Annotated in this window: 19 protein-coding genes and 1 tRNA gene; 14 read left to right on the top strand and 6 right to left on the bottom strand. The window is 65.2% G+C overall.

The window, feature by feature from the left end; genetic code table 11:
• Positions 1–8 precede the first annotated feature (8 nt).
• Positions 9–503, top strand: coding sequence for a Cys-tRNA(Pro) deacylase (ybaK, locus tag ACWPWO_RS04580; RefSeq protein ID WP_454004744.1), 495 nt, complete (start codon positions 9–11; stop codon positions 501–503).
• A 65-nt stretch (positions 504–568) separates the two neighbouring features.
• Positions 569–1,783, top strand: coding sequence for an MFS transporter (locus ACWPWO_RS04575; RefSeq protein WP_454004742.1), 1,215 nt, complete (start codon positions 569–571; stop codon positions 1,781–1,783).
• A 55-nt stretch (positions 1,784–1,838) separates the two neighbouring features.
• Here ACWPWO_RS04575 and ACWPWO_RS04570 read toward each other — a convergent pair whose 3' ends face one another.
• Positions 1,839–2,264, bottom strand: a complete 426-nt coding sequence (locus tag ACWPWO_RS04570; RefSeq protein WP_454004740.1) for a PACE efflux transporter — start codon at positions 2,262–2,264, stop codon at positions 1,839–1,841.
• Between the two features lie 83 nt (positions 2,265–2,347).
• Positions 2,348–2,422 (bottom strand) — tRNA-Arg (locus ACWPWO_RS04565).
• 429 nt (positions 2,423–2,851) lie between these two features.
• Between ACWPWO_RS04565 and ACWPWO_RS04560 the strand changes: the two genes are divergently transcribed.
• Both ACWPWO_RS04560 and ACWPWO_RS04555 read left to right on the top strand, forming a co-directional pair.
• Positions 2,852–3,256 carry a hypothetical protein gene (locus tag ACWPWO_RS04560; RefSeq protein ID WP_454004738.1) on the top strand — a complete coding sequence of 135 codons (405 nt, stop codon included), beginning with the start codon at positions 2,852–2,854 and terminating at the stop codon, positions 3,254–3,256.
• A gap of 279 nt (positions 3,257–3,535) precedes the next feature.
• Positions 3,536–4,039, top strand: a complete 504-nt coding sequence (locus ACWPWO_RS04555) for a hypothetical protein (RefSeq protein ID WP_454004736.1) — start codon at positions 3,536–3,538, stop codon at positions 4,037–4,039.
• Here the strand turns inward: ACWPWO_RS04555 and ACWPWO_RS04550 are convergent.
• Positions 4,033–5,019: a LysR family transcriptional regulator gene (locus ACWPWO_RS04550; protein WP_394064506.1), complete on the bottom strand. Its 987-nt coding sequence runs from the start codon at positions 5,017–5,019 to the stop codon at positions 4,033–4,035. The two genes, ACWPWO_RS04555 and ACWPWO_RS04550, sit on opposite strands and share 7 nt — an antisense overlap.
• A 160-nt stretch (positions 5,020–5,179) precedes the next feature.
• Between ACWPWO_RS04550 and ACWPWO_RS04545 the strand changes: the two genes are divergently transcribed.
• Positions 5,180–7,468 carry an NADP-dependent malic enzyme gene (locus ACWPWO_RS04545; protein ID WP_454004734.1) on the top strand — a complete coding sequence of 763 codons (2,289 nt, stop codon included), beginning with the start codon at positions 5,180–5,182 and terminating at the stop codon, positions 7,466–7,468.
• 73 nt (positions 7,469–7,541) lie between these two features.
• Here ACWPWO_RS04545 and ACWPWO_RS04540 read toward each other — a convergent pair whose 3' ends face one another.
• Positions 7,542–8,537 carry a tripartite tricarboxylate transporter substrate-binding protein gene (locus tag ACWPWO_RS04540; protein WP_454004732.1) on the bottom strand — a complete coding sequence of 332 codons (996 nt, stop codon included), beginning with the start codon at positions 8,535–8,537 and terminating at the stop codon, positions 7,542–7,544.
• A 153-nt stretch (positions 8,538–8,690) separates the two neighbouring features.
• Between ACWPWO_RS04540 and ACWPWO_RS04535 the strand changes: the two genes are divergently transcribed.
• Genes ACWPWO_RS04535 through ACWPWO_RS04525 form a run of 3 tightly spaced genes read left to right on the top strand, consistent with a single transcriptional unit; the run spans position 8,691 to position 11,424 of the window.
• On the top strand, positions 8,691–9,587 hold the full coding sequence (locus ACWPWO_RS04535) for an AEC family transporter (protein WP_454004730.1): 897 nt from the start codon (positions 8,691–8,693) through the stop codon (positions 9,585–9,587).
• A 5-nt stretch (positions 9,588–9,592) separates the two neighbouring features.
• Positions 9,593–10,093, top strand: coding sequence for a tRNA (adenosine(37)-N6)-threonylcarbamoyltransferase complex ATPase subunit type 1 TsaE (tsaE, locus tag ACWPWO_RS04530; RefSeq protein WP_454004728.1), 501 nt, complete (start codon positions 9,593–9,595; stop codon positions 10,091–10,093).
• Entirely contained in the window at positions 10,057–11,424 is a 1,368-nt protein-coding gene (locus ACWPWO_RS04525; protein ID WP_454004726.1) for an N-acetylmuramoyl-L-alanine amidase, read from the top strand. Before tsaE ends, ACWPWO_RS04525 begins: the two co-directional genes overlap by 37 nt.
• A gap of 96 nt (positions 11,425–11,520) precedes the next feature.
• On the opposite strand, the gene ACWPWO_RS04520 is transcribed toward ACWPWO_RS04525, so the two are convergent.
• Positions 11,521–12,174 carry a VTT domain-containing protein gene (locus ACWPWO_RS04520; RefSeq protein ID WP_454004723.1) on the bottom strand — a complete coding sequence of 218 codons (654 nt, stop codon included), beginning with the start codon at positions 12,172–12,174 and terminating at the stop codon, positions 11,521–11,523.
• Positions 12,175–12,413: 239 nt separating this feature from the next.
• Here ACWPWO_RS04520 and mutL point away from each other — a divergent pair, with 239 nt between their 5' ends.
• Positions 12,414–14,279 (top strand): DNA mismatch repair endonuclease MutL, encoded by a 1,866-nt coding sequence (mutL, locus tag ACWPWO_RS04515; RefSeq protein WP_454004722.1) that lies wholly within the window; start codon positions 12,414–12,416, stop codon positions 14,277–14,279.
• Positions 14,276–15,217, top strand: coding sequence for a tRNA (adenosine(37)-N6)-dimethylallyltransferase MiaA (gene miaA / locus ACWPWO_RS04510; RefSeq protein ID WP_454004720.1), 942 nt, complete (start codon positions 14,276–14,278; stop codon positions 15,215–15,217). Before mutL ends, miaA begins: the two co-directional genes overlap by 4 nt.
• 122 nt (positions 15,218–15,339) lie before the next feature.
• On the opposite strand, the gene purM is transcribed toward miaA, so the two are convergent.
• Positions 15,340–16,389: a phosphoribosylformylglycinamidine cyclo-ligase gene (purM, locus tag ACWPWO_RS04505; protein ID WP_454004718.1), complete on the bottom strand. Its 1,050-nt coding sequence runs from the start codon at positions 16,387–16,389 to the stop codon at positions 15,340–15,342.
• Between the two features lie 54 nt (positions 16,390–16,443).
• Between purM and hda the strand changes: the two genes are divergently transcribed.
• The 4 genes from hda to folK are packed head-to-tail and all read left to right on the top strand — an operon-like array spanning position 16,444 to position 19,716.
• Positions 16,444–17,142: a DnaA regulatory inactivator Hda gene (gene hda / locus ACWPWO_RS04500; protein ID WP_454004716.1), complete on the top strand. Its 699-nt coding sequence runs from the start codon at positions 16,444–16,446 to the stop codon at positions 17,140–17,142.
• A 3-nt stretch (positions 17,143–17,145) separates the two neighbouring features.
• On the top strand, positions 17,146–17,847 hold the full coding sequence (locus ACWPWO_RS04495; protein WP_454004714.1) for an HAD family hydrolase: 702 nt from the start codon (positions 17,146–17,148) through the stop codon (positions 17,845–17,847).
• A 10-nt stretch (positions 17,848–17,857) separates the two neighbouring features.
• Entirely contained in the window at positions 17,858–19,234 is a 1,377-nt protein-coding gene (gene pcnB / locus ACWPWO_RS04490) for a polynucleotide adenylyltransferase PcnB (RefSeq protein ID WP_454004713.1), read from the top strand.
• Positions 19,231–19,716 carry a 2-amino-4-hydroxy-6-hydroxymethyldihydropteridine diphosphokinase gene (gene folK, locus ACWPWO_RS04485; protein WP_454004711.1) on the top strand — a complete coding sequence of 162 codons (486 nt, stop codon included), beginning with the start codon at positions 19,231–19,233 and terminating at the stop codon, positions 19,714–19,716. Before pcnB ends, folK begins: the two co-directional genes overlap by 4 nt.
• Positions 19,717–19,777: the final 61 nt, after the last annotated feature.

Below are 19,777 nucleotides of genomic sequence, written 5' to 3'. Positions count from 1 at the left end.
AGTTCATCATGGCCAAAGAAAAACACGTCAGCGAAACGCCCGCCACCCAATGGCTGCGCAAGCAGCGCATCCCCTTCACGGAACACAGCTACGAGTACGTCGACCACGGCGGAGCTACCGAGGCCGCGCGCCAACTGGGGCTGGACCTGCACCAGGTCGCCAAGACCCTGATCATGGAAGACGAGAACGCCAAGCCGCTGATCATCGTCATGCATGGCGATCGCGAAGTGTCCACCAAGAACCTGGCGCGCCAGACCGGCGCCAAGAAGATCGCGCCCTGCAAGCCCGAAGTCGCCCAGCGCCATTCCGGCTACCTGGTGGGCGGCACTTCGCCCTTCGCCACGCGCAAGGCCATGCCGGTCTGGATCGAAGCCGAGCTGCTGGACTACGACACCATCTACGTCAACGGCGGCCGGCGCGGCTACCTGGTGGGCGTCTCGCCCAAGGACCTGGTGGAGAGCCTGAAGGCGCGCAGCGTCCAGGCAGGCCTGGAGAAAGCCTGAACACGCGCATTGCGCGGCCTCGTCCTTTAGCCAGATAATTGACGCCTCAAACAGAGGGGAGTCTCATGTTTCAATCCTTGCGCCATCCCGGGGTGATGACGGTCACCCTGGCGGCCGCCGGCATCCTGATGGTCACCATGGGCATACGACAGTCCTTCGGCCTGTTCATCAGTCCGATCGACAAAGCCACCGGCATGGGCATCGTGTCCATCAGCTTCGCCATGGCCGTGGGCCAACTGGCCTGGGGCGCCATCCAGCCCATCGCCGGCGCCTGTTCGGATCGCTGGGGCCCGGACCGCGTGCTGGCCGCCGGACTGGTGATCCTGGCGCTGGGCTGCGCGGCCACGCCCTTCATCGGCACCGGCCTGGGCCTGACCATCACCATGGGCCTGCTGGCCAGCATCGGCTCGGGCGCGGGCAGCTTCTCCACCCTGATCGGCGCCGCCGCCCAGCGCCTGCCGGCCAACGCGCGCGGCGAAGCATCGGGTCTGATCAACGCCGGCGGCTCCTTCGGCCAGTTCGTCTTCGCCCCTCTCGCGCAGAAACTGATCCAGATGGTCGGCTGGATGTCCACGCTCTGGGTTCTGGCCCTGACCGCCCTGCTGACCCTGCCGCTGATCCGCAAGCTGGGAAGCGGCGGCGCGAACCGCCCCGCCGTCGCCGCGACGCCCGCCGCCCCAGGCCCCGGACTGAAACAGGCCGTCAAGGGCGCCCTGCGGGACCGCAGCTACCTGCTGCTGAACCTGGGTTTTTTCACCTGCGGCTTTCACATCGCCTTCCTGGTCACCCACCTGCCCGGCGAGATCGACCTGTGCGGCCTGCCGCCGTCGGTGGCCAGCTGGTCGCTGGCGCTGATCGGGCTGGCCAACATCTTCGGCAGCATCGTGGCAGGCTCGTGCATTGCCCGCTACCGCAGCAAGCACGTGCTGGCCCTGATGTACGGCTCGCGCGCCCTGCTCATCATCTGGTATCTGCTCATGCCCAAGACCGACTGGGTGTTCTACCTGTTCGCCATCGGCCTGGGCTTCACCTGGCTGGCCACCGTGCCGCCCACCGCGGGAATCGTGGGCAAGCTTTTCGGCACGCGCTACCTGGCCACTCTTTTTGGACTGACCTTGCTGTCGCACCAGATCGGCGGCTTTCTGGGCGCCTGGCTGGGCGGCATCGCCCTGACCGAATTCGGCGACTACAGCTGGATGTGGTATGCCGACATAGCCTTGGCCTTGATGGCCGCCCTGGTCAACCTGCCCATACGCGAAGCGAAAATACAGGCGGCATGACCCGCCATAAAAAACAGGCCGCTGACGCGGCCTGTTTTTCTTTGTCGGCGAGGGCTCAGGCCGCGCTGCTGGGCAGGCCGAACACCCGGTCGAAGCTCCAGCTGAACGAGAAGGAATACACCAGGAAGAAGACCAGGATCGCCACTTCCATTTGTAGCGCCTCAAGCAGCCCGACCTGGTACCACCACATGTACATGGGAACGATGAACAGGATCAGTCCGGCTTCGAAACCAATGGCATGCACGCTGCGGCGCAAGACACTGCGCCCCTTGACCGCCTGGCGGGACTCCCAGTATTCGAACACGGTGTTGAACACGTAGTTCCAGGCGATCGCGACGGCCGAGATGGCGATGGCGATGGGCACCGAATCCGACGTGGCCCCACCCACGAAATACGCCAGCAAAAACGACGAAAAAATGATCGCTAAGAACTCGAACAGCCCCACGTGCAGCACGCGGCGCTTCCAACCCTGAAGTGTCATTGAAACCCTGCTCCTGCGCGCGAACACCGCCCCATGGGCGGAATGCCCGGTCCGGGGAACGCGCGGTGAAAGACGAGTGGGGATGGCGGGCCCAGCAGGAATCGAACCTGCAATCTTCCCTTAGGAGGGGAAAGTTATATCCATTTAACTATGGGCCCGACGGGCTTTCCGTACGGCTCGCGCAATCCGCAGGCTGCTGACGCGTCCAGATCGGGAAAGCAGGGCGTAAGTCTATCAGTAAGACGTTTTCCGTGAAAGCCTTCCATAGAAGGCCAGGAACAACGTTGGCTGAACAACACGGGACCGAGCCTCATCAAGGCGGACATATCAGAGGCGGAACAAGCGGCCCGCGCCGCCCAAAGACACAAGCTGTCGAAAATAGATTGCTCGAGCGTCTGCCCGCTGGACCGAGAGCAAAAAAACCTCCCCCATACCTTATATTCAATCCAAAGCAAATCCCATAAGCTTATTCCAAACAATGCATAACGATTCATTCGCCCGCCATGACTGACACGCTATCATCATTACCCTTGCCTCCAAAATAATGAATCCTTCTCATCAAAATCTCATTTTCAAGAAAATAAGCCATGCAAACCTATTTACTACATGGATTGATCCTATTTTCATTGGGCACTCTGCTTGGCATTCCTCATGGCCTGTCAAAGGGGCGTAAACCGGCATCCGTCACGGAACTCTGGCGCGTCGCCCATCTCTCGACGTGCGTGGGAGGCGTATCGCTTATCGCATTAGCATTTGCCATGGAGCGCATATTTCCAGAAAAGGAATACATCGTCATGATCCCGTTCAGTCTTGCCGCTTATTTATTCTTCATTGCATGTACAGCAAGCGGAATAATCGGCAAAGGATGGGATAGCGATAAAAGCAACCCAAGCATTCTGATTGTTTACTGGCTTCAGGCGATCGCTTCCACTTCCTCCGTAATCGCCGTACTTGGATTTTTCTTTCTTTTAACAGAGAAAATTCACGAATGAGCCAACCGGAAATTTGAGAAAAAACAGGCCTGACGTAAAACGCTCAGCCTATAGCAGCCATGGCAACCGGCCGCGCCAGGTTACCGGCTGGCTGGCGACAGCAGACAAGCATTACGAGGCCCGCCGCCAGCGTTATCCAACCTCGTCTGCGCCAGCCGGAGCACTATGCCAAGACGCATGTTGCCTATATGGGAGCGCGCATTTTTATAGTCCCCAGTCTGAGCTACAGTTCAAGCTGGACCGCTTCCAGGCTGCCACTTTTTGTCCCGGACTGTTTTCATGAATGATTTTCTCGCCAACGCCCTGCCCCTGCTGGTGCTGGTCTTCGTCGTACTGGGCTTTTGCCTGCCGGATCGTCGTTTCGCCGCCTCAGGCCGTCCCGGCGGTTACGGCGGGTGGCTGATCGCCCTGTCGCTGAGCCTGGTCTTGTCCGCGCTGACCACCGTGGGCAACGCCTATGAAAACGGTCCCTTCGGCCCCGGCCAGGTCCCACTGGCATGGGCGGCCGGGCTGCTGTTCTTCAGCGCCATCGTGGCGCTGCGCCGCTTCTACGACAAACGCACGGTCTGGTGGGCGCTGGCCGTGCTGTGGCTGGCCGGACCCGGCTATTACCTGGCCAGCATGATGCTGTGGAGCCAGCACGATGCGCAGGCCTACGCCCTGCAATCCCACCAGCAGGGCCTGATGCACCATCTGGTCCATGCCGTGGTCTGGTCCCTGTACCTGACCCAGTCGCGCCGCGTGGCGCTCACCTATTCACCCGCCGCCCAGACGGCTCAATAGAAGAACGCGCCGCGCTCCAGCGGCACGGTCTTGTCCGTGCACAGGCGCTTGAGCGCCTGGCCGAACAGGACGTCCACCGGCCGATGCGGCCCGGCCACCCGCGTGAACAGGGCAATGGGCGACAGCGTCCATTCGAACGAGTATGGCACGATGGCCACGCCCGACACGCGCACCAGCTCCTCGGCGATCTCCGTGGGCACCACGGACACGGCGCGCGGATTGTTGGCGATCAGCTCGCCGATCAGTTTGGGCGAGGCGGTCTCCACGCTGGGCACCGGCTCCAGCAGGCCGGCCTTCAGGAACAGGTCGGCCACCTGGCGGCGCATGGGCGTACGGCGCGGCCCCAGGATCCAGTCCAGATCCTGCAACTGCGCCCAGTCCAGCCTGCGCCGGCCCAGGCGCCCGGCCAGTTCCCGGCTGGCGATCAGGCGCGGATGCTGCGAGTACAAGGCCTCGTGACGCACGCCCTTCATGTTCAGGCCGGGCGAGGTGCGCGCCACCACGCAATCCAGGGAGTGGTCCAACAGTTGTTCCAGCAGGTCTTCGGTCAGGCCTTCGGATACGCTGACGGATACGGTCTGGCCCTGCGGGCGCGTGTCGTGAATGGCGCTGGAGATCAGCTTGCCCGACACCAGGGGTATGACTCCCAGCCGCAGATGGGCCTGCCGCCCCGCCGCGTGCGCCTGCAGGTCCAGGCTGAGCAGCTCCAGGTCCTGCAGCATGGCGCGTGCACGAGACAACACGATCCGCCCCTGGGGCGTGGCCGCCATGCCTCGCGAGGAGCGCAGGAACAAGGGCGTGCCGAAGACCTGTTCGGCCTCCGCCAAAGCCTGCGTCACGGCCGGCTGGCTGGTGGCCATGTGCTCGGCCACCTTGGTCAAGGATCCCAGCCTGTCGATATGAAGCAGCAGGGCCAGGTGGCGCAGCTTCAGGCGGCTGAGCAGCCGATGCACCATGTCCGTGGAATCGGGCAAGTCCATACACATCCATAAGCAATTGCTAATAGGGTAATAATAAACCCGAATATCGCTCCCCGAAGGTTTATCTACACTGGCTCCATGATTACAGCCGGCCCGCGCCGGCGCCCGACAACCGGTTTCTTGCCGGCCCGCTGGCCGGCAGCTTGCAAAAGAGGATGACATGAGCACGACGGTAGACCGACAGGCCGCCCTGGATTATCACGAGTTCCCCATTCCCGGCAAAGTCACCATTGCCGCGACCAAGCCGCTGGTCAGCCAGCGCGACCTGGGCCTGGCCTATTCGCCCGGGGTGGCGGCCGCCTGCGAGGAAATCGTCTCCGATCCGCAGAACGTGTTCCGTTTCACCGGCCGCGGCAACCTGGTGGGCGTGATCTCCAACGGCACCGCTGTGCTGGGCCTGGGCAATATCGGCGCGCTGGCCTCCAAGCCCGTCATGGAAGGCAAGGCCGTGCTGTTCAAGAAATTCGCCGGCCTGGACGTGTTCGACATCGAGATCAACGAAACCGATCCGGACAAGCTGGTGGACATCATCGCCGGGCTGGAGCCCACCTTCGGAGGCATCAACCTGGAGGACATCAAGGCGCCCGAGTGCTTCGAAGTCGAGCGCAAGCTGCGCGAGCGCATGAACATCCCGGTCTTCCACGATGACCAGCACGGCACGGCCATCTGCGTGACGGCTGCCTTCATGAACGGCCTGAAGGTCGTGGGCAAGGACATCAAGAAGATCAAGGTCGTGACCTCCGGCGCCGGCGCGGCCGCCCTGGCCTGCCTGGACCTGATGGTGGACATGGGCCTGCCCGAGGAAAACGTCTGGGTCACGGACATCGACGGCGTGGTCTACGTGGGCCGCCCCGGCCACCAGGTGCCCGAGCTGGCGCGCTTTGCCAAGCAGACCGAGGCCCGCAGCCTCAATGACGTGATCGACGGCGCGGACGTGTTCCTGGGCCTGTCGGCCGGCGGCGTGCTCAAGCCCGAGATGCTCAAGAAAATGGCCGACCGCCCCTTCGTGATGGCCCTGGCCAACCCCACGCCCGAGATCCTGCCTGAAGCCGCCCGCGCCGCGCGCGAGGACGTCATCATGGCCACCGGCCGTTCGGACTTCCCGAACCAGGTCAACAATGTGCTGTGCTTTCCCTACATCTTCCGCGGGGCGCTGGACGTGGGCGCCACCACCATCACCCGCGGCATGGAAAAGGCCGCCGTGCACGCCATCGCCGCGCTGGCCGAAGAAGAGCAGGACGAGACCGTGGCCGCCGCCTACGGCGGCTATGGCCTGAGCTTCGGCCCCGACTACCTGATTCCCAAGCCTTTCGACCCCCGCCTGATCGTGCGCATCGCGCCGGCCGTGGCCCAGGCCGCCATGCAGGACGGCGTCGCCACCCGTCCGCTGTCGGACCTGGACAGCTACATCGCCAAGCTGCAGCAGTTCGTCTACCATTCGGGCGCCTTCATGAAGCCGGTGTTCGCCGTGGCCAAGCAGCTGGTGCGCGAAGGAGGCAAGGCGCGCATCGTCTTCACCGAAGGCGAAGAGGAGCGCGTGCTGCGCGCCGTGCAGGTCATCGTGGACGAGAAGCTGGCGCACCCCATCCTGGTGGGCCGCCCCGCCGTGCTGCTGTCGCGCATCAAGAAGTTCGGCCTGCGCCTGCGCCTGGGCGTGGACGTGGAAGTCACCAATCCCGAGTCCGACGACCGCTTCCACCAGTACTGGACCACCTACTGGGAAAAAATGTGCCGCCGCGGCATCAGCAAGGAAATGGCCCGCGTGGAAATGCGCCGCCGCCTGACGCTGATCGGCGCGACCATGGTGCATCTGGGCGATGCCGACGGCATGATCTGCGGCACCATAGGCTCCTACCACGCCCACCTGCGCTACATCGACGAGATGATCGGCCGCAAGCCCGGCTCCAGCGTCTATGCCGCCATGAACATCCTGTTGCTGGGCGAGCGCACCGTGGCCCTGACCGACACCCACGTCAACGACGATCCCAGCGCCGAACAGATCGCCGAATACACCGTGGAAGCCGCCAAGGCTCTCAGCTCGCTGAACCTGGAGCCCAAGGTGGCCCTGCTGTCGCGCTCGAACTTCGGCTCGGACGCCTCCTCCTCAGGCCCGAAGATGCGCCGCGCCCTGGAGCTGGTGCACGAGAACGCTCCCGACCTGGAAGTGGACGGCGAAATGCATGCCGACTGCGCCCTGGACGAAGCCCTGCGCAACCGCACGCTGCCCACGTCCACCCTCAAGGGGGCCGCCAACCTGCTGGTCTGCCCGAACGTGGATTCGGGCAACATCAGCTACAACCTGCTCAAGACAGCGGCCGGCAGCAACGTCGCCATCGGCCCCTTCCTGCTGGGCGCCAACGCGCCCGTGCACATCCTGACCTACAGCTCCACCGTGCGCCGCATCGTCAACATGACGGCCCTGACGGTGATGCAGGCCAACCGGGTCTGATTCCCGCGCCCCCGGCAGAAAAGCAAACCGGCCCCTCGGGGCCGGTTTTTCATTGCAACAAGAGCCGCAGATCTTATTCGAGCTTGATGTTGCCCTTCTTGACCACGTCGTGCGCCCAGTCGTACTGCTCCTTGATCTCCTTGGCGAACTCCTCGGGCGTATTGCCCGAAGGCGTGGCGCCCTGTTTTTCCAGGGCGGCGATGATCTCCGGAGACTTGAGCGGGTGGGGTGTCGGCGGCAGCGTCAGATGTGTAGAAGAGGCAGGAGTGCCCTTGGGGGCCAGCAGGCCGTACCAGGCGGGACTATTCAACTGCGGATAGCCTTCCTCGGCCAGCGTGGGCACGTCCTTCAGGGCGGCCAGGCGCTCGGGCCAGGCGATCGCCAGGGCGCGCAGGTTGCCGGACTGGATCTGGCCCATGGACGAAGGCAGGTTGTCGAACATGGCATTGATCTGGCCGCCTACCGCGTCGGCCACGGCCGGACCCGCGCCGCGATAGGGAACGTGCACGATGTCGGTGCCCGTGGCCAGCTTGAAGGCCTCGCCGAACAGGTGCAGCACCGAGCAGGTGCCCGAGCTGCCGTAGGAATACTTGCCGGGGTTTTCCTTGAGCTGCTGCACGAACTCCTTGAAGTTCTGCGCCGGGAACTTGGGATTGACCTCGATCACGTTGGGCAGGTTGGCGAAATTCGTCACCGGCACGAAATCGTTCAAGGGATCGTAGGGCAGGTCGTTGGGGCGGCAGGCCGGATTGACGGCCAGCGTCGAAATGGTGGCGATGGACAGCGTGTAGCCGTCTGGCTTGGCGCGTGCCGCCTCGGCCGCTCCGATGGCGCCGCCGGCGCCGCCTTTGTTCTCCACCACCATGGACTGGCCCAGAACCTCGCTCATGCCCTTGGTGACGATGCGCGTCACGATATCGGTGGAGCCGCCGGGCGCGAACGGCACGATGACCCGGATGGCCTGCTTGGGGTAATCTTCGGCCGCCCGGGCCGACTGGCTGAATCCGACTGCGGCCAGCCCTGCACAAAGGGATAAGAGCGCAAAGCGTCGATGGAGCGTAGATGTCATAGGGTGTCTCTCCTGAGAAAGCTTCTTTTTGGTACCTCCCCCTGGGTAAGGGGTGCTCATCAATAGTAGCGCAGCTGATCGAAAGCGTAGTCAAATAATGCAAAACCTATTGATGCAGGACAGGCCTGCACGCCCGCCGATACCACTTGCGCCATGCCCGCCATTTTCTCGCTGATCCTGCCCGACTTCCTGCTGATCGCCCTGGGAGCCTTGCTCCTGCATCGTTTCCGCTTCAGCGTCGAGTTTTTCCAGGGAACGGAAAAGCTGGTGTACTACGTGCTCTTTCCCGCCCTTTTGTTCCACTCCATCACGCGCACGCCCATGAGCCTGTCCGAAGCGTGGACGCTGCTGCTGGCCGCCGCCGCCCTGATCGCCGCCGGAACGGCGCTGGCCTGGCTGGCCCTACCCGTCCTGAAGCCCGATCTGCGCCGGCACGCCTCGGTCACGCAGTGCGCCTTCCGCTTCAACACCTACCTGGGCATGTCGCTGGCCAGCGCCGTCGCCGGCTCTTCGGGCGTGACCGTCATGGCGTTGCTGGTGGGCTTTTCGGTACCCATGGCCAATATGGTGGCCGTGACCGTGCTGGCGCGCGGCCGGCAAGGACGCGTCTGGATCGAGCTGCTGAAAAATCCCCTGATCCTGGCCACGCTGCTGGCCCTGGCCTGGAACCTGCTGGGCCTGCCCCTGTCCGGTCCGGCGGAGGTGGCGCTGAGCCGCCTGGGCGCCTGCGCCCTGGGCGTGGGCCTGCTGTGCGTGGGCGCAACACTGTCGGTGCAAGGCGCCCGGCAGGCCGGGCCGCTGATCGGCTGTATGGCCGTCGTCAAGCTGATGGCCCTGCCGCTGGTGGCCCTGCTGTCCGGCTGGCTGCTGCAGATGAGCCCCATGGAGCGCCAGATGCTGCTGGTCTTCGCCGCCCTGCCCACAGCCTCCTCGGCGCACGTGCTGGCGGCGCGCATGGGCGGGGACAGCCGGCTGGTCGCACTGACCATGTCGATCGGCACTATACTAGCCGGCTTCACCATTCCATTCTGGCTGGCCATCGCCGGCTGAACGCCATGACACACGACACCCTGACGCTGACCCTGCCGGACGAGGAAGCCACCACCCGTCTGGCGGAACGCTTCGCGCCGCTGCTGACCGGCCAGGCGCCCGGCACGCGCCCCGGCGGGCGCATCCACCTGCACGGGGACCTGGGCGCGGGCAAGACGCACTTCGTGCGGGCGCTGTTGCGCGCCTGCGGCGTCACGGGCCGGATCAAGAGTCCCAGCTACGCGCTGCTTGAAAGTTATAAAGTTTCTAGCTTATACTTCTATCACCTTGATTTCTATAGATTTAGCGATTCACGAGAATGGGTGGATGCTGGTTTTCGTGATATTTTGCAAGACAATGCGGTCGTGCTGATCGAATGGCCTGAAAAAGCAGGGAATTTACTGCCCGCGCCCGACCTGGATCTACACCTGGATTATTGTGGCGACGGTCGTCTGGCCACCCTGGATGCACACAGCGCCAAAGGAACGCTATGGATTACGACACTCGCCCCCAGCCAGCAGAAGTAGGCGCCGCCGGCAAGGCTCGTCGCCGATTCGTCGCCACGGCCACCACCCTGTTCCTGCTGCCCGTGATCCCGCGTCTGGCCAAAGCCAGCACGATCGTTGCCGTCCGCACCTGGCCCGCCGATGAATATACCCGCGTCACGCTGGAGATGGACAGCGAACTGAAGGCCGAGCACTTCACGCTGGAAAATCCCCACCGCATGGTGGTGGACATCCAGGGCCTGACCATGAACCGCACCATCGAAGAGCTGGTGTCCAAGGTCCGCCCCAACGATCCCTACATACGCTCCGTGCGCGTGGGCCAGAACCGCCCGGACGTGGTGCGCCTGGTGCTGGACCTGAAGCAGGCCGTCGCCCCCCAGATCTTCACCCTCAAGCCCGTGGGCGAATACAAGTACCGCCTGGTGCTGGACCTGTATCCGCGCATCGCCCAGGATCCGCTGGTCGCCCTGCAGATCCAGGACGACAACGATCCGCTGGCCTCCGTGCTGGAAAGCCTGGCTCAGAATTCGTCCGACGCTCCCGTGCCCACGGTCAAGGGCCAGTCCCTGCCGCCGGTGGCGCGCACGCCGGCCCCGCCCGTGGCCGTGCCCTCGCCGCCCTCGGCGCCCAGCACCAGCGGCAGTCCCAACCGCCCCCTGCTGATCGCGCTGGATCCCGGCCACGGCGGCGAAGACCCGGGCGCCATCGGCCCCGGGGGCACGCGCGAGAAAGACGTGGTGCTCAGCATCGCCCGGCGCCTGAAGCGCCTGATCGACGCCCAGCCCAATATGCGCACCTACCTGACGCGCGACGCGGACTTCTTCGTGCCGCTGCAGGTACGCGTGCAGAAGGCGCGGCGCGTCAAGGCCGACCTGTTCATCAGCATCCACGCCGACGCCTGGATCAAGCCCAGCGCGCGCGGCTCGTCCATCTACGCCCTGTCGCAGAACGGCGCCACCAGCTCGGCGGCCCGCTGGCTGGCCAAGAAGGAAAACGACGCCGACCTGATCGGCGGCATCAACCTGGGCTCGCACAACCGCCAGGGGGCGCAGATCCTGCTCGACTTGTCCACCGCGGCGCAGATCAACGATTCGGTCAAGGTCGGCTCGCGCGTGCTGGGCGAGATCGGCAAGATCAATCGCCTGCACAAGAACAACGTGGAGCGCGCGGGCTTCGCCGTGCTCAAGGCCCCGGACATCCCGTCCATCCTCATCGAGACGGCCTTCATCAGCAATCCCGAAGAGGAACGCCTGCTGCGCAGCGCCTCCCACCAGGACAAGATCGCCCAGGCCATGCTGACCGGCATACGCGGCTATTTCGCGGAGTTTCCGGCCCTGGCCAGCCGCGGCTGAAACATCCGCTCCCCCCAAAAAAAAACCGGCCTGGGGGCCGGTTTTTTTGTCGGCGCCCGGAACAGGCGTGCCCTGCTCCGGCGCTTTGCTGAAAAGTCAGCTCAGGGGCGCATCGCCCTTGGCCTTGCGCTTGAACAGCTTCCACAGCGCGCCCGCCACCACGGGCACCGCGGCCGCGCTGATGCCGATCAGCACGATGGTGTTCAGATGCGCCTTGATGAAAGGCACCTTGCCGAAGAAAACACCCACAGTGATCAGGCCGCCCACCCACAAGACGGCGCCGGCGACGTTATAGAGCTGGAAACGCAGGGCGTTCATCTGGCCCACCCCGGCCACGAACGGCGCGAAGGTGCGGAATATGGGCAGAAAGCGGGATATCACGATGGTCTTGCCGCCGTGTTTTTCGTAGAAGGCGTGCGTCTTGATCAGGGCCTTGCGATCCAGGAAGCGCGAATCCGTGGTGAACACCTTGGGACCGATGAAACGCCCCACATAATAGTTGACCGTATTTCCCAGGATGGCGCCCACGATCAGCAGGCCGCCCAGCAGGACAGGATCGAGCATGCCCGAAGCGCCGAATGCGCCGGCGATGAACAGGAGCGAATCGCCCGGCAGGAAAGGCAGGACCACAAGGCCGGTCTCGCCAAATACGATCAGGAACAGAATAAGGTAGATCCAGGCTCCATATTGCTCGACCCAGATGCCCAGGTACTGGTCAATATGGAGAATCATGCTGAATAAATCGGGCATATCTCGACACCAAAAAGAAACCGCGCCGCGCCTTCGGCTTGCCGCTCCGATTCGCCAGGCGCATGGCGGTCCGCACGGATTGCCATGAGTCCGGGCTCATCCCCAAGGGAGCGCGTTTTACCTTGGGACGGCCAGACGGACACCATAGAATAAGCTAGTAAAATAAGCCGTTACCGTTTAAAACCCGCGGGCCCGCAGCAGCCGGCCCAACACCGATCACACACGAGGCAAGACGCCCCATGTCATCACGCCGCAGTATTATCCCACTCCCCGACTTGCTTGTAAGCCAAATCGCGGCCGGCGAGGTCATCGAGCGCCCCGCCTCGGTCTTGAAGGAGCTGCTGGAAAACGCCATCGACGCCGGCGCCCGCTCCATCGAGATCCGCCTGGACGGCGGCGGCATACGGCGCATCTCGGTCAGCGACGACGGCCACGGCATTCCCCGGGATGAACTGCCGCTGGCCCTGCAGCAGCACGCCACCAGCAAGATACGCACGCTGGACGAGCTGGAATCCGTGGCCTCCATGGGTTTTCGCGGCGAGGCCCTGCCCTCCATCGCCTCTGTGGCGCGCCTTACCTCGCATTCACGCCCGCAGGCCGATGCCCACGCCTGGGAATACGTCCCCGGCCAACCGGGCGCCGAACCCGCATCCGGCCAGATCGGCACTCGCGTGGACGTGCGCCAGTTGTTCGACGAGATCCCTGCGCGCCGCAAATTCCTGCGCACCGAAGGCACCGAGTACGGCCACTGCGTCACGGCCCTGGAACGCATCGCGCTGGCGCAGCCGCAGATCGCCTTTCGCCTGTTCCACAATGACAAGCCCCAGCGCCACTGGCGCGCCGGCTCGCTGGAACAGCGCCTGCTGGACATACTGGGCAAGGATTTCGTGGACCAGAGCCTGCCCGTGGAGCAGGAGCAGGGGCTGATCGGGCTGCGCGGCCTGATCATCCATCCGGCGCACGCCCGCCCCAGCGCCGACAAGCAGTTTCTGTTCGTCAATGGCCGCTTCGTGCGCGACCGCACGGTGGCCCACGCCATACGCAGCGCCTACGCGGACGTGCTGCACGGCGACCGCCAGCCGGCCTATGCGCTGTTCCTGGACATAGATCCGTCCACCCTGGACGTGAACGTGCACCCGGCCAAGCACGAGGTGCGCTTTCGCGACAGCGGCGCGGTCTACCGCTTCGTGCTCCAGACCCTGAGCCAGGCCTTGGCGCAGGGCAGCATGGCCGGCGACACGCACGTAGGCGCCATGCCTCTGCTCGCCGGCGCGCCCGCCCCTGCGGACTCCTCCGCCGGCGTCCCAACGGGCTTGGCGCCGCAGGAGCGCGAATCCCACGCCGTGACGGGCATGCCCTACACGCATCCGGCCCGCCAGGGCTGGCAGTCCAGCTTCAGCCTGCGCGAACCCGCCATGGCGCGTCCCACGGACTGGAAAAGCCTGTATCGCCCCGTCGAACCCCAGGCGCCCGTCCTTCCCGCGGCCGCCACGGCGCCCGCGGATGACGCCGCGCCGGACGAATTTCCCCTGGGCATGGCGCTGGGCCAGCTGCACGGCATCTACATCCTGTCCGAGACCCGCCAGGGACTGATCCTGGTGGACATGCACGCCGCGCATGAGCGCGTGGTCTACGAGCAGCTCAAGCAGGCGCTGGACGGGCGCGAACTGCCCCGCCAGGACCTGCTGGTGCCGGTGGTCTTTGCCTGTACGGAAAGCGACATCGCCCTGGTGGACGAACACCAGGACACCCTGGCCGAACTGGGCCTGGCCCTGAGCCCCGCCGGCCCCGCCACCCTGGCCGTACGCGCCGTCCCCGCCCTGCTGGCGCAAGGCGACATCGAATCGCTGGCGCGCGGCGTGCTGCGCGACCTGGCCCAGGTCGGCTCGTCCCGCCATCTGGCCGAGCAGCGCAACGAGCTGCTGTCCACCATGGCCTGCCACGGCGCGGTACGCGCGAACCGGCGCCTGACCATACCGGAGATGAACGCCCTGCTGCGCAAGATGGAGCAGACAGACCGCGCCGATCTGTGCAATCATGGCCGCCCTACCTGGTTCCAGTGGAAACTCAGCGAACTGGACAAACTCTTCATGCGTGGACAATGACGGATTTACCCATACTGTGCCTGGCCGGCCCCACGGCCAGCGGCAAGAGCGCGACCACCCACACGCTGGCGCAGCATTGGCCGATAGAGATCATCGTCATGGACTCGGCCACTATCTACCGGGACATGGACATAGGCACGGCCAAGCCTTCGGCACAGGAGCAGGCGGCCATCCCCCACCACCTGCTGGACATCCGCGACCCGGCCGAGCGGTATTCGGCTGCGGAATTCACCGCCGACGCCGGCGCCCTGATCCGCGACATCCGCGCCCGCGGCCGCCTGCCGCTGCTGTGCGGCGGCACCATGCTGTACTACAAGGCCTTGCGGGAGGGCCTGAACGATCTGCCCGGCGCAGACCAGGCCATCCGCGACCAGTTGGACGAGCAGGCCAGGCAGGAAGGCTGGCCCGCCGTGCATGCGCGCCTGGCGCAGGTCGATCCTGAAACGGCCGCCCGCCTGGCGCCCAACGACAGCCAGCGCATCCAGCGCGCCCTGGAAATCTACCTGTCCAGCGGTCGCCCGATGAGTGTCTGGCTGAAGGAGCAGCGCCCTGCTCAGGACGACGGCCTGCACTACGTCACGCTGAGCCTGGAGCCCTCGGACCGGCTGCAGCTGCATGCGCGCATCGCCCAGCGCTATCACGCCATGGTGGAACAGGGACTGGTGGACGAGGTGCGCGCCCTGTACGAGCGCGGCGACCTGCACATTGGCCTGCCTTCGGTGCGCTGCGTGGGCTACCGGCAGATCTGGGACTACCTGGACGGACAAATCAGCCTGGAGCAGGCCGTGGAGCACGCCATCGCGGCCACCCGCCAGCTGGCCAAGCGCCAATTGACCTGGCTGCGCAGCGAGCCGGAACGCCACCGGGTGGATTGCCTGGCGTCCGACGCCCCCCAACAGGTATGCGAGATCGTGCGGGAGTACTGGCCCGCGGCTTGAAAAGACTGATCGACAGCACGGCTGACCCGGCGCAGCGCAGGACCGGGCCAGCGCCCCCGAAAAAGAACCCGACCCCCATCGGGATCGGGCTCTTCCTATGCCGCCAGCGGAATGCGTGCGCGTCAGACCACCACGGTCTGGGGCTGGCCTTCTGCGCGCTCGACGATCTCGCCCAGCGTCCAGACCTGCTCGCCCTGGGCTTGCAGCGTGGCGCTGACGGCCTGGGCCTGTTCGGCGGAAACGATGATGACCATGCCGATGCCGCAGTTGAAGACCCGGTACATTTCCTCGTCGGCCACGTTGCCGTTGGCCTGCAGCCATTGGAACAGGGCCGGCATGGTCCAGGAATCGCGGCGCAGGCGGGCCGTCAGGTGATCCTGCAGGATGCGGGGCACGTTCTCCAGCAGGCCGCCGCCGGTGATATGGGCCAGGCCCTTGATGTCCGTGCCGTGCGCGGCCAGGGCGGCCAGGACGGATTTCACGTAGATGCGGGTGGGCTCCATGACCACGTCCGCCAGGGGACGGCCGTCCAGCTCGTCGGTGGGTTTGGCGTTGGCGTGCGCCAGGATCTTGCGGATCAGCGAATAGCCGTTGGAGTGCGCGCCGCTGGAGGCCAGGCCCAGCACCACATCGCCCGCGGCGATGGACTTGCCGTCGATGATGCGGGACTTCTCCACCGCGCCGACCGCGAAGCCGGCCAGGTCGTACTCGCCCTCGGGGTACATGCCGGGCATCTCGGCCGTCTCGCCGCCGATCAGGGCGCAGCCGGACAGTTCGCACCCCTTGGCGATGCCGCCCACCACCTGGGCGGCGGTGTCCACCGACAGCTTGCCGCAGGCGAAATAATCCAGGAAGTACAAGGGTTCGGCGCCCTGGACTAGAATGTCGTTCACACTCATGGCCACCAGGTCTAGGCCCACGGTGTCATGGCGCTGCCAGTCGAATGCCAGGCGCAGTTTGGTGCCGACGCCGTCGGTCCCCGAAACCAGCACCGGCTCCTTGAGGTGGGCAGGCACTTCGAACAGTGCGCCAAAGCCTCCGATTCCAGCCATGACGCCCGCGCGCATGGTCTTGGCGGCCAGTGGCTTGATGCGATCGACCAGGGCATCGCCCGCGTCGATATCCACGCCTGCATCGCGGTAGGTCAGGGAAACAGAAGAATTGTTTTTCATGAGAAAAGCCGTGGGATATGTGAAAATTGCGAGTTGGACGAAATTGTACGACACATGACCGAGCAACTGATTCTGGATATATCTCCAGCGCCGCCTGCTTCTCTGGACAACTTTGTTGCCGGAGCGAACCAGGCTGCGCTGCAGGCCCTGCGCCAGTGCGCTCCAGGACGTGCGGTCTATCTGTGGGGGCCGCCCGGCGCGGGCCGCACGCACTTGCTGCGGGCCATGGCCAGCCGGGATGACAGCCGCTATTTTAGTGCAGATGATCCCCCGCAACCCATTCTTCGCATCGCGACCGACGACAGGCCCCCGCCCGGGCTGGTGGCTGTGGACGATATAGAACGTTTCGACCAGGCCGGCCAGGCGGCCGTGTTTGCACTGTACAATCGCTGGCGCGAATCGGCCACCCGGACAGACGCCTTCACGCTGGTGGTGTCGGGCGACCGCGCGCCCAAGGCCATGTCCGTGCGCGAAGACCTGCGCACCCGGCTGGGCTGGGACCTGGTCTTTCGCCTGGAGCACCTGTCGGACGCCCACCGGGCCGAGGCCATGCAGCAGCGGGCCCAGGCGCGCGGCCTGCAGCTTCAGGCCGAAGTCATCGCCTGGATCCTGACCCACTACGCGCGCGACATGAATCGCCTGAGCGCCCTGGTCGACGCGCTGGACAATTATTCATTGGTAAAGAAACGCCCCATCACTTTGCCCCTGCTCAAAGAACTGCTGGCTAACAGCCGGACCCAATCCTCTTCCTGAGTCATGACTGCCACTTCCTCTCTCGCCCTTTTCGATCTGGACCACACCCTGCTTCCCCTGGACAGCGATTACCAATGGGCGGACTTCCTGGCCCGCAGCGGCCGCGCCGGCGACCCGCTCGAAGCCGTGCGCCGCAATGAAGACCTGATGGAACGCTACAACCAGGGCCTGCTCACCGCCGAGGAGTCGGCCGAATTCATGCTGGGCCTGCTGACTCGCGGCACCCAGGAGGAACTGCTCGCCTGGCAGGACGAATTCATGCAGGCCATCATTCTGCCCTCCATCACCCCGGCCGCGCGCGAGCTGCTGGCGCAGCACCAGGACCAGGGCCACCTGGTGGCCATCGTCACCGCCACCAACGAATTCGTCACCCGCCCCATCGCAGCCGCCCTGGGCGTGCAGCACCTGATCGCCACCACGCCGGAAATGCTCGAAGGCCGCTACACCGGCAAGATCGCCGGCGTGCCCAGCTTCCAGGCAGGCAAGATCACCCGGGTCAACCAGTGGCTGCAAGGCATGGGAAAGGCCCTCTCCGATTTCGAGCGCAGCTGGTTCTACAGCGACTCGCCCAATGACCTCCCCCTGATGGAGGTGGTCAGCCACCCCGTGGCCACCAATCCCAGCGACCGCCTGCGCAGCGTGGCCGTCGAGCGCGGCTGGACCATCATCGATCTGTTCGCTGACATGATGGACAGCAAATCGTAAAATCGAACGCATGCTTAAACGGACAATAAAAACATTCGTCAGCCGGCTCCTGAATCCGGCCCAGCGCGCCCGCTCCAATGGACCGCGCCGCTACGAGCGCCAGGAGCACGGCATAGACCGGCGCCTGGTCTCGCGCCACGCCGTCAAGGTCTGCGAAGTCCTCAGCCAGCACGGCTACGAAGCCTATGTGGTGGGCGGGGCCGTGCGCGACCTGATCGTGGGCCTGGAGCCCAAGGATTTCGACGTGGCGACCAACGCCACGCCCGAGCAGATCCGCTCCCTGTTCCGGCGCGCGCGCATCATAGGACGGCGCTTCCGGCTGGTGCACGTGGTCTTCGGCCAGGAAATCATCGAGACCTCGACCTTCCGGGCCGACGACAGCGGCAAGCAGACCGACGAGCACGGCCGCATCCTGCGCGACAACGAATTCGGCACGCTGCAGGACGACGCCGCGCGCCGCGACTTCACCCTGAATGCGCTGTATTACGACCCGCTGTCCGAGACCGTCATCGACTACCACAACGGCGTGGCCGACCTGAAGGAACGCCTGGTGCGCATCATCGGCGACCCCGAGACCCGCTACCGCGAAGACCCCGTGCGCATGCTGCGCGCCGTGCGCTTCGCCGCCAAGCTGGACGCGTCCATCGAAGCGAAGACGCACGAGCCCATCAAGCGCCTCTCGCGCCTGATCGAGAACGTGCCCGAATCGCGCCTGTGCGACGAGACCCTCAAGCTGCTCAATTGCGGGCACGCCATGGACTGCATCCGCCGCCTGCAGGACGAAGGCCTGCACAACAAGCTGCTGCCCATGGTCGAGCCCGTGCTGCGCCTGCCGGACGGCGAAGCCTTCCTGGACATGGCGCTGGCTCGCACCGACAGTCGTGTGCGCGCCGGCAAGTCCGCCAGCCCCAGTTTCATCTATGCCTGCCTGCTCTGGAAACTGGTCCAGAAGGATTGGCTGCTGCGCTGCGACAAGGGCGAGCATCCCCAGCAGGCCTTGCTGGAGGCGGCCGACGCGGTCATCGAATCGCAGACCCGGGTCATGCCCATCCAGAAACGCTACCAGTCCGACATGCGCGAGATCTGGTTCATGCAGCCGCGCTTCGAGCGTGTCGCCAACCGCGCCATCTGGCGCATGACCGAACAGCCGCGCTTTCGCGCCGCCGTGGACTTTCTGCAACTGCGCGCCGAAGCCAAGGAAGTGGACAGCGTGCTGGCGCAATGGTGGATGGACCTGGCCAATGCGGGCGATGACGAACGCAGCGAGATGATCGCCGTGCGCAAGCCCGCCGGCGCCGCCGCCGCGCCGCGCAGCGGCCAGCGTCGCAATCGCCGCCGGCGCTCCAACGCCAAGCGCACCCAGCAGGCCGGCGGCATCGAGCCATGAGCGCGCCCCTGATCACCGCCTACGTGGGCATGGGCGCCAACCTGGGACAGGCCCGCCAGACGCTGGAGACCGCCGCCGCCGAGCTGGCCGCCACGCCCGGCGTGCAGGAACTGGAACTGGCGCGCTTCTACCGCACGGCGCCGGTCGATGCCGGCGGCCCGGACTACACCAATACCGTGGCGCGCCTGCGCTGCACCCTGTCGGCGCTGGAGCTGCTGGACCGCCTGCAAGCCATCGAGCTGGAGCATGGCCGCACCCGCCTGTACCGCAACGCGCCGCGCACCCTGGACCTGGACCTGCTGCTGTACGGCGACGCGTCCATCTCCCACGAGCGCCTGACCGTGCCCCATCCACGCATGCACGAGCGCGCCTTCGTGCTGGTTCCCCTGGCGGAGCTGGCCCCCGGCTTGCACCTGGCCCAGGGCAGCCTGTCCGACCTGCTGGCCCGCGTCGGCGACCAGGACATCGCTCCGCTGGATTGAAGCCGTCGGACACAGGACGACACGAAAAAAGCCCGCGCAATTGAACTGACCCCCGAAAGTT

This window comes from Alcaligenes sp. Marseille-Q7550, assembly GCF_965112015.1.
The sequence above is the reverse complement of the archived record's forward strand: the minus strand, read 5'-3'. Positions and strand labels throughout refer to the sequence as shown.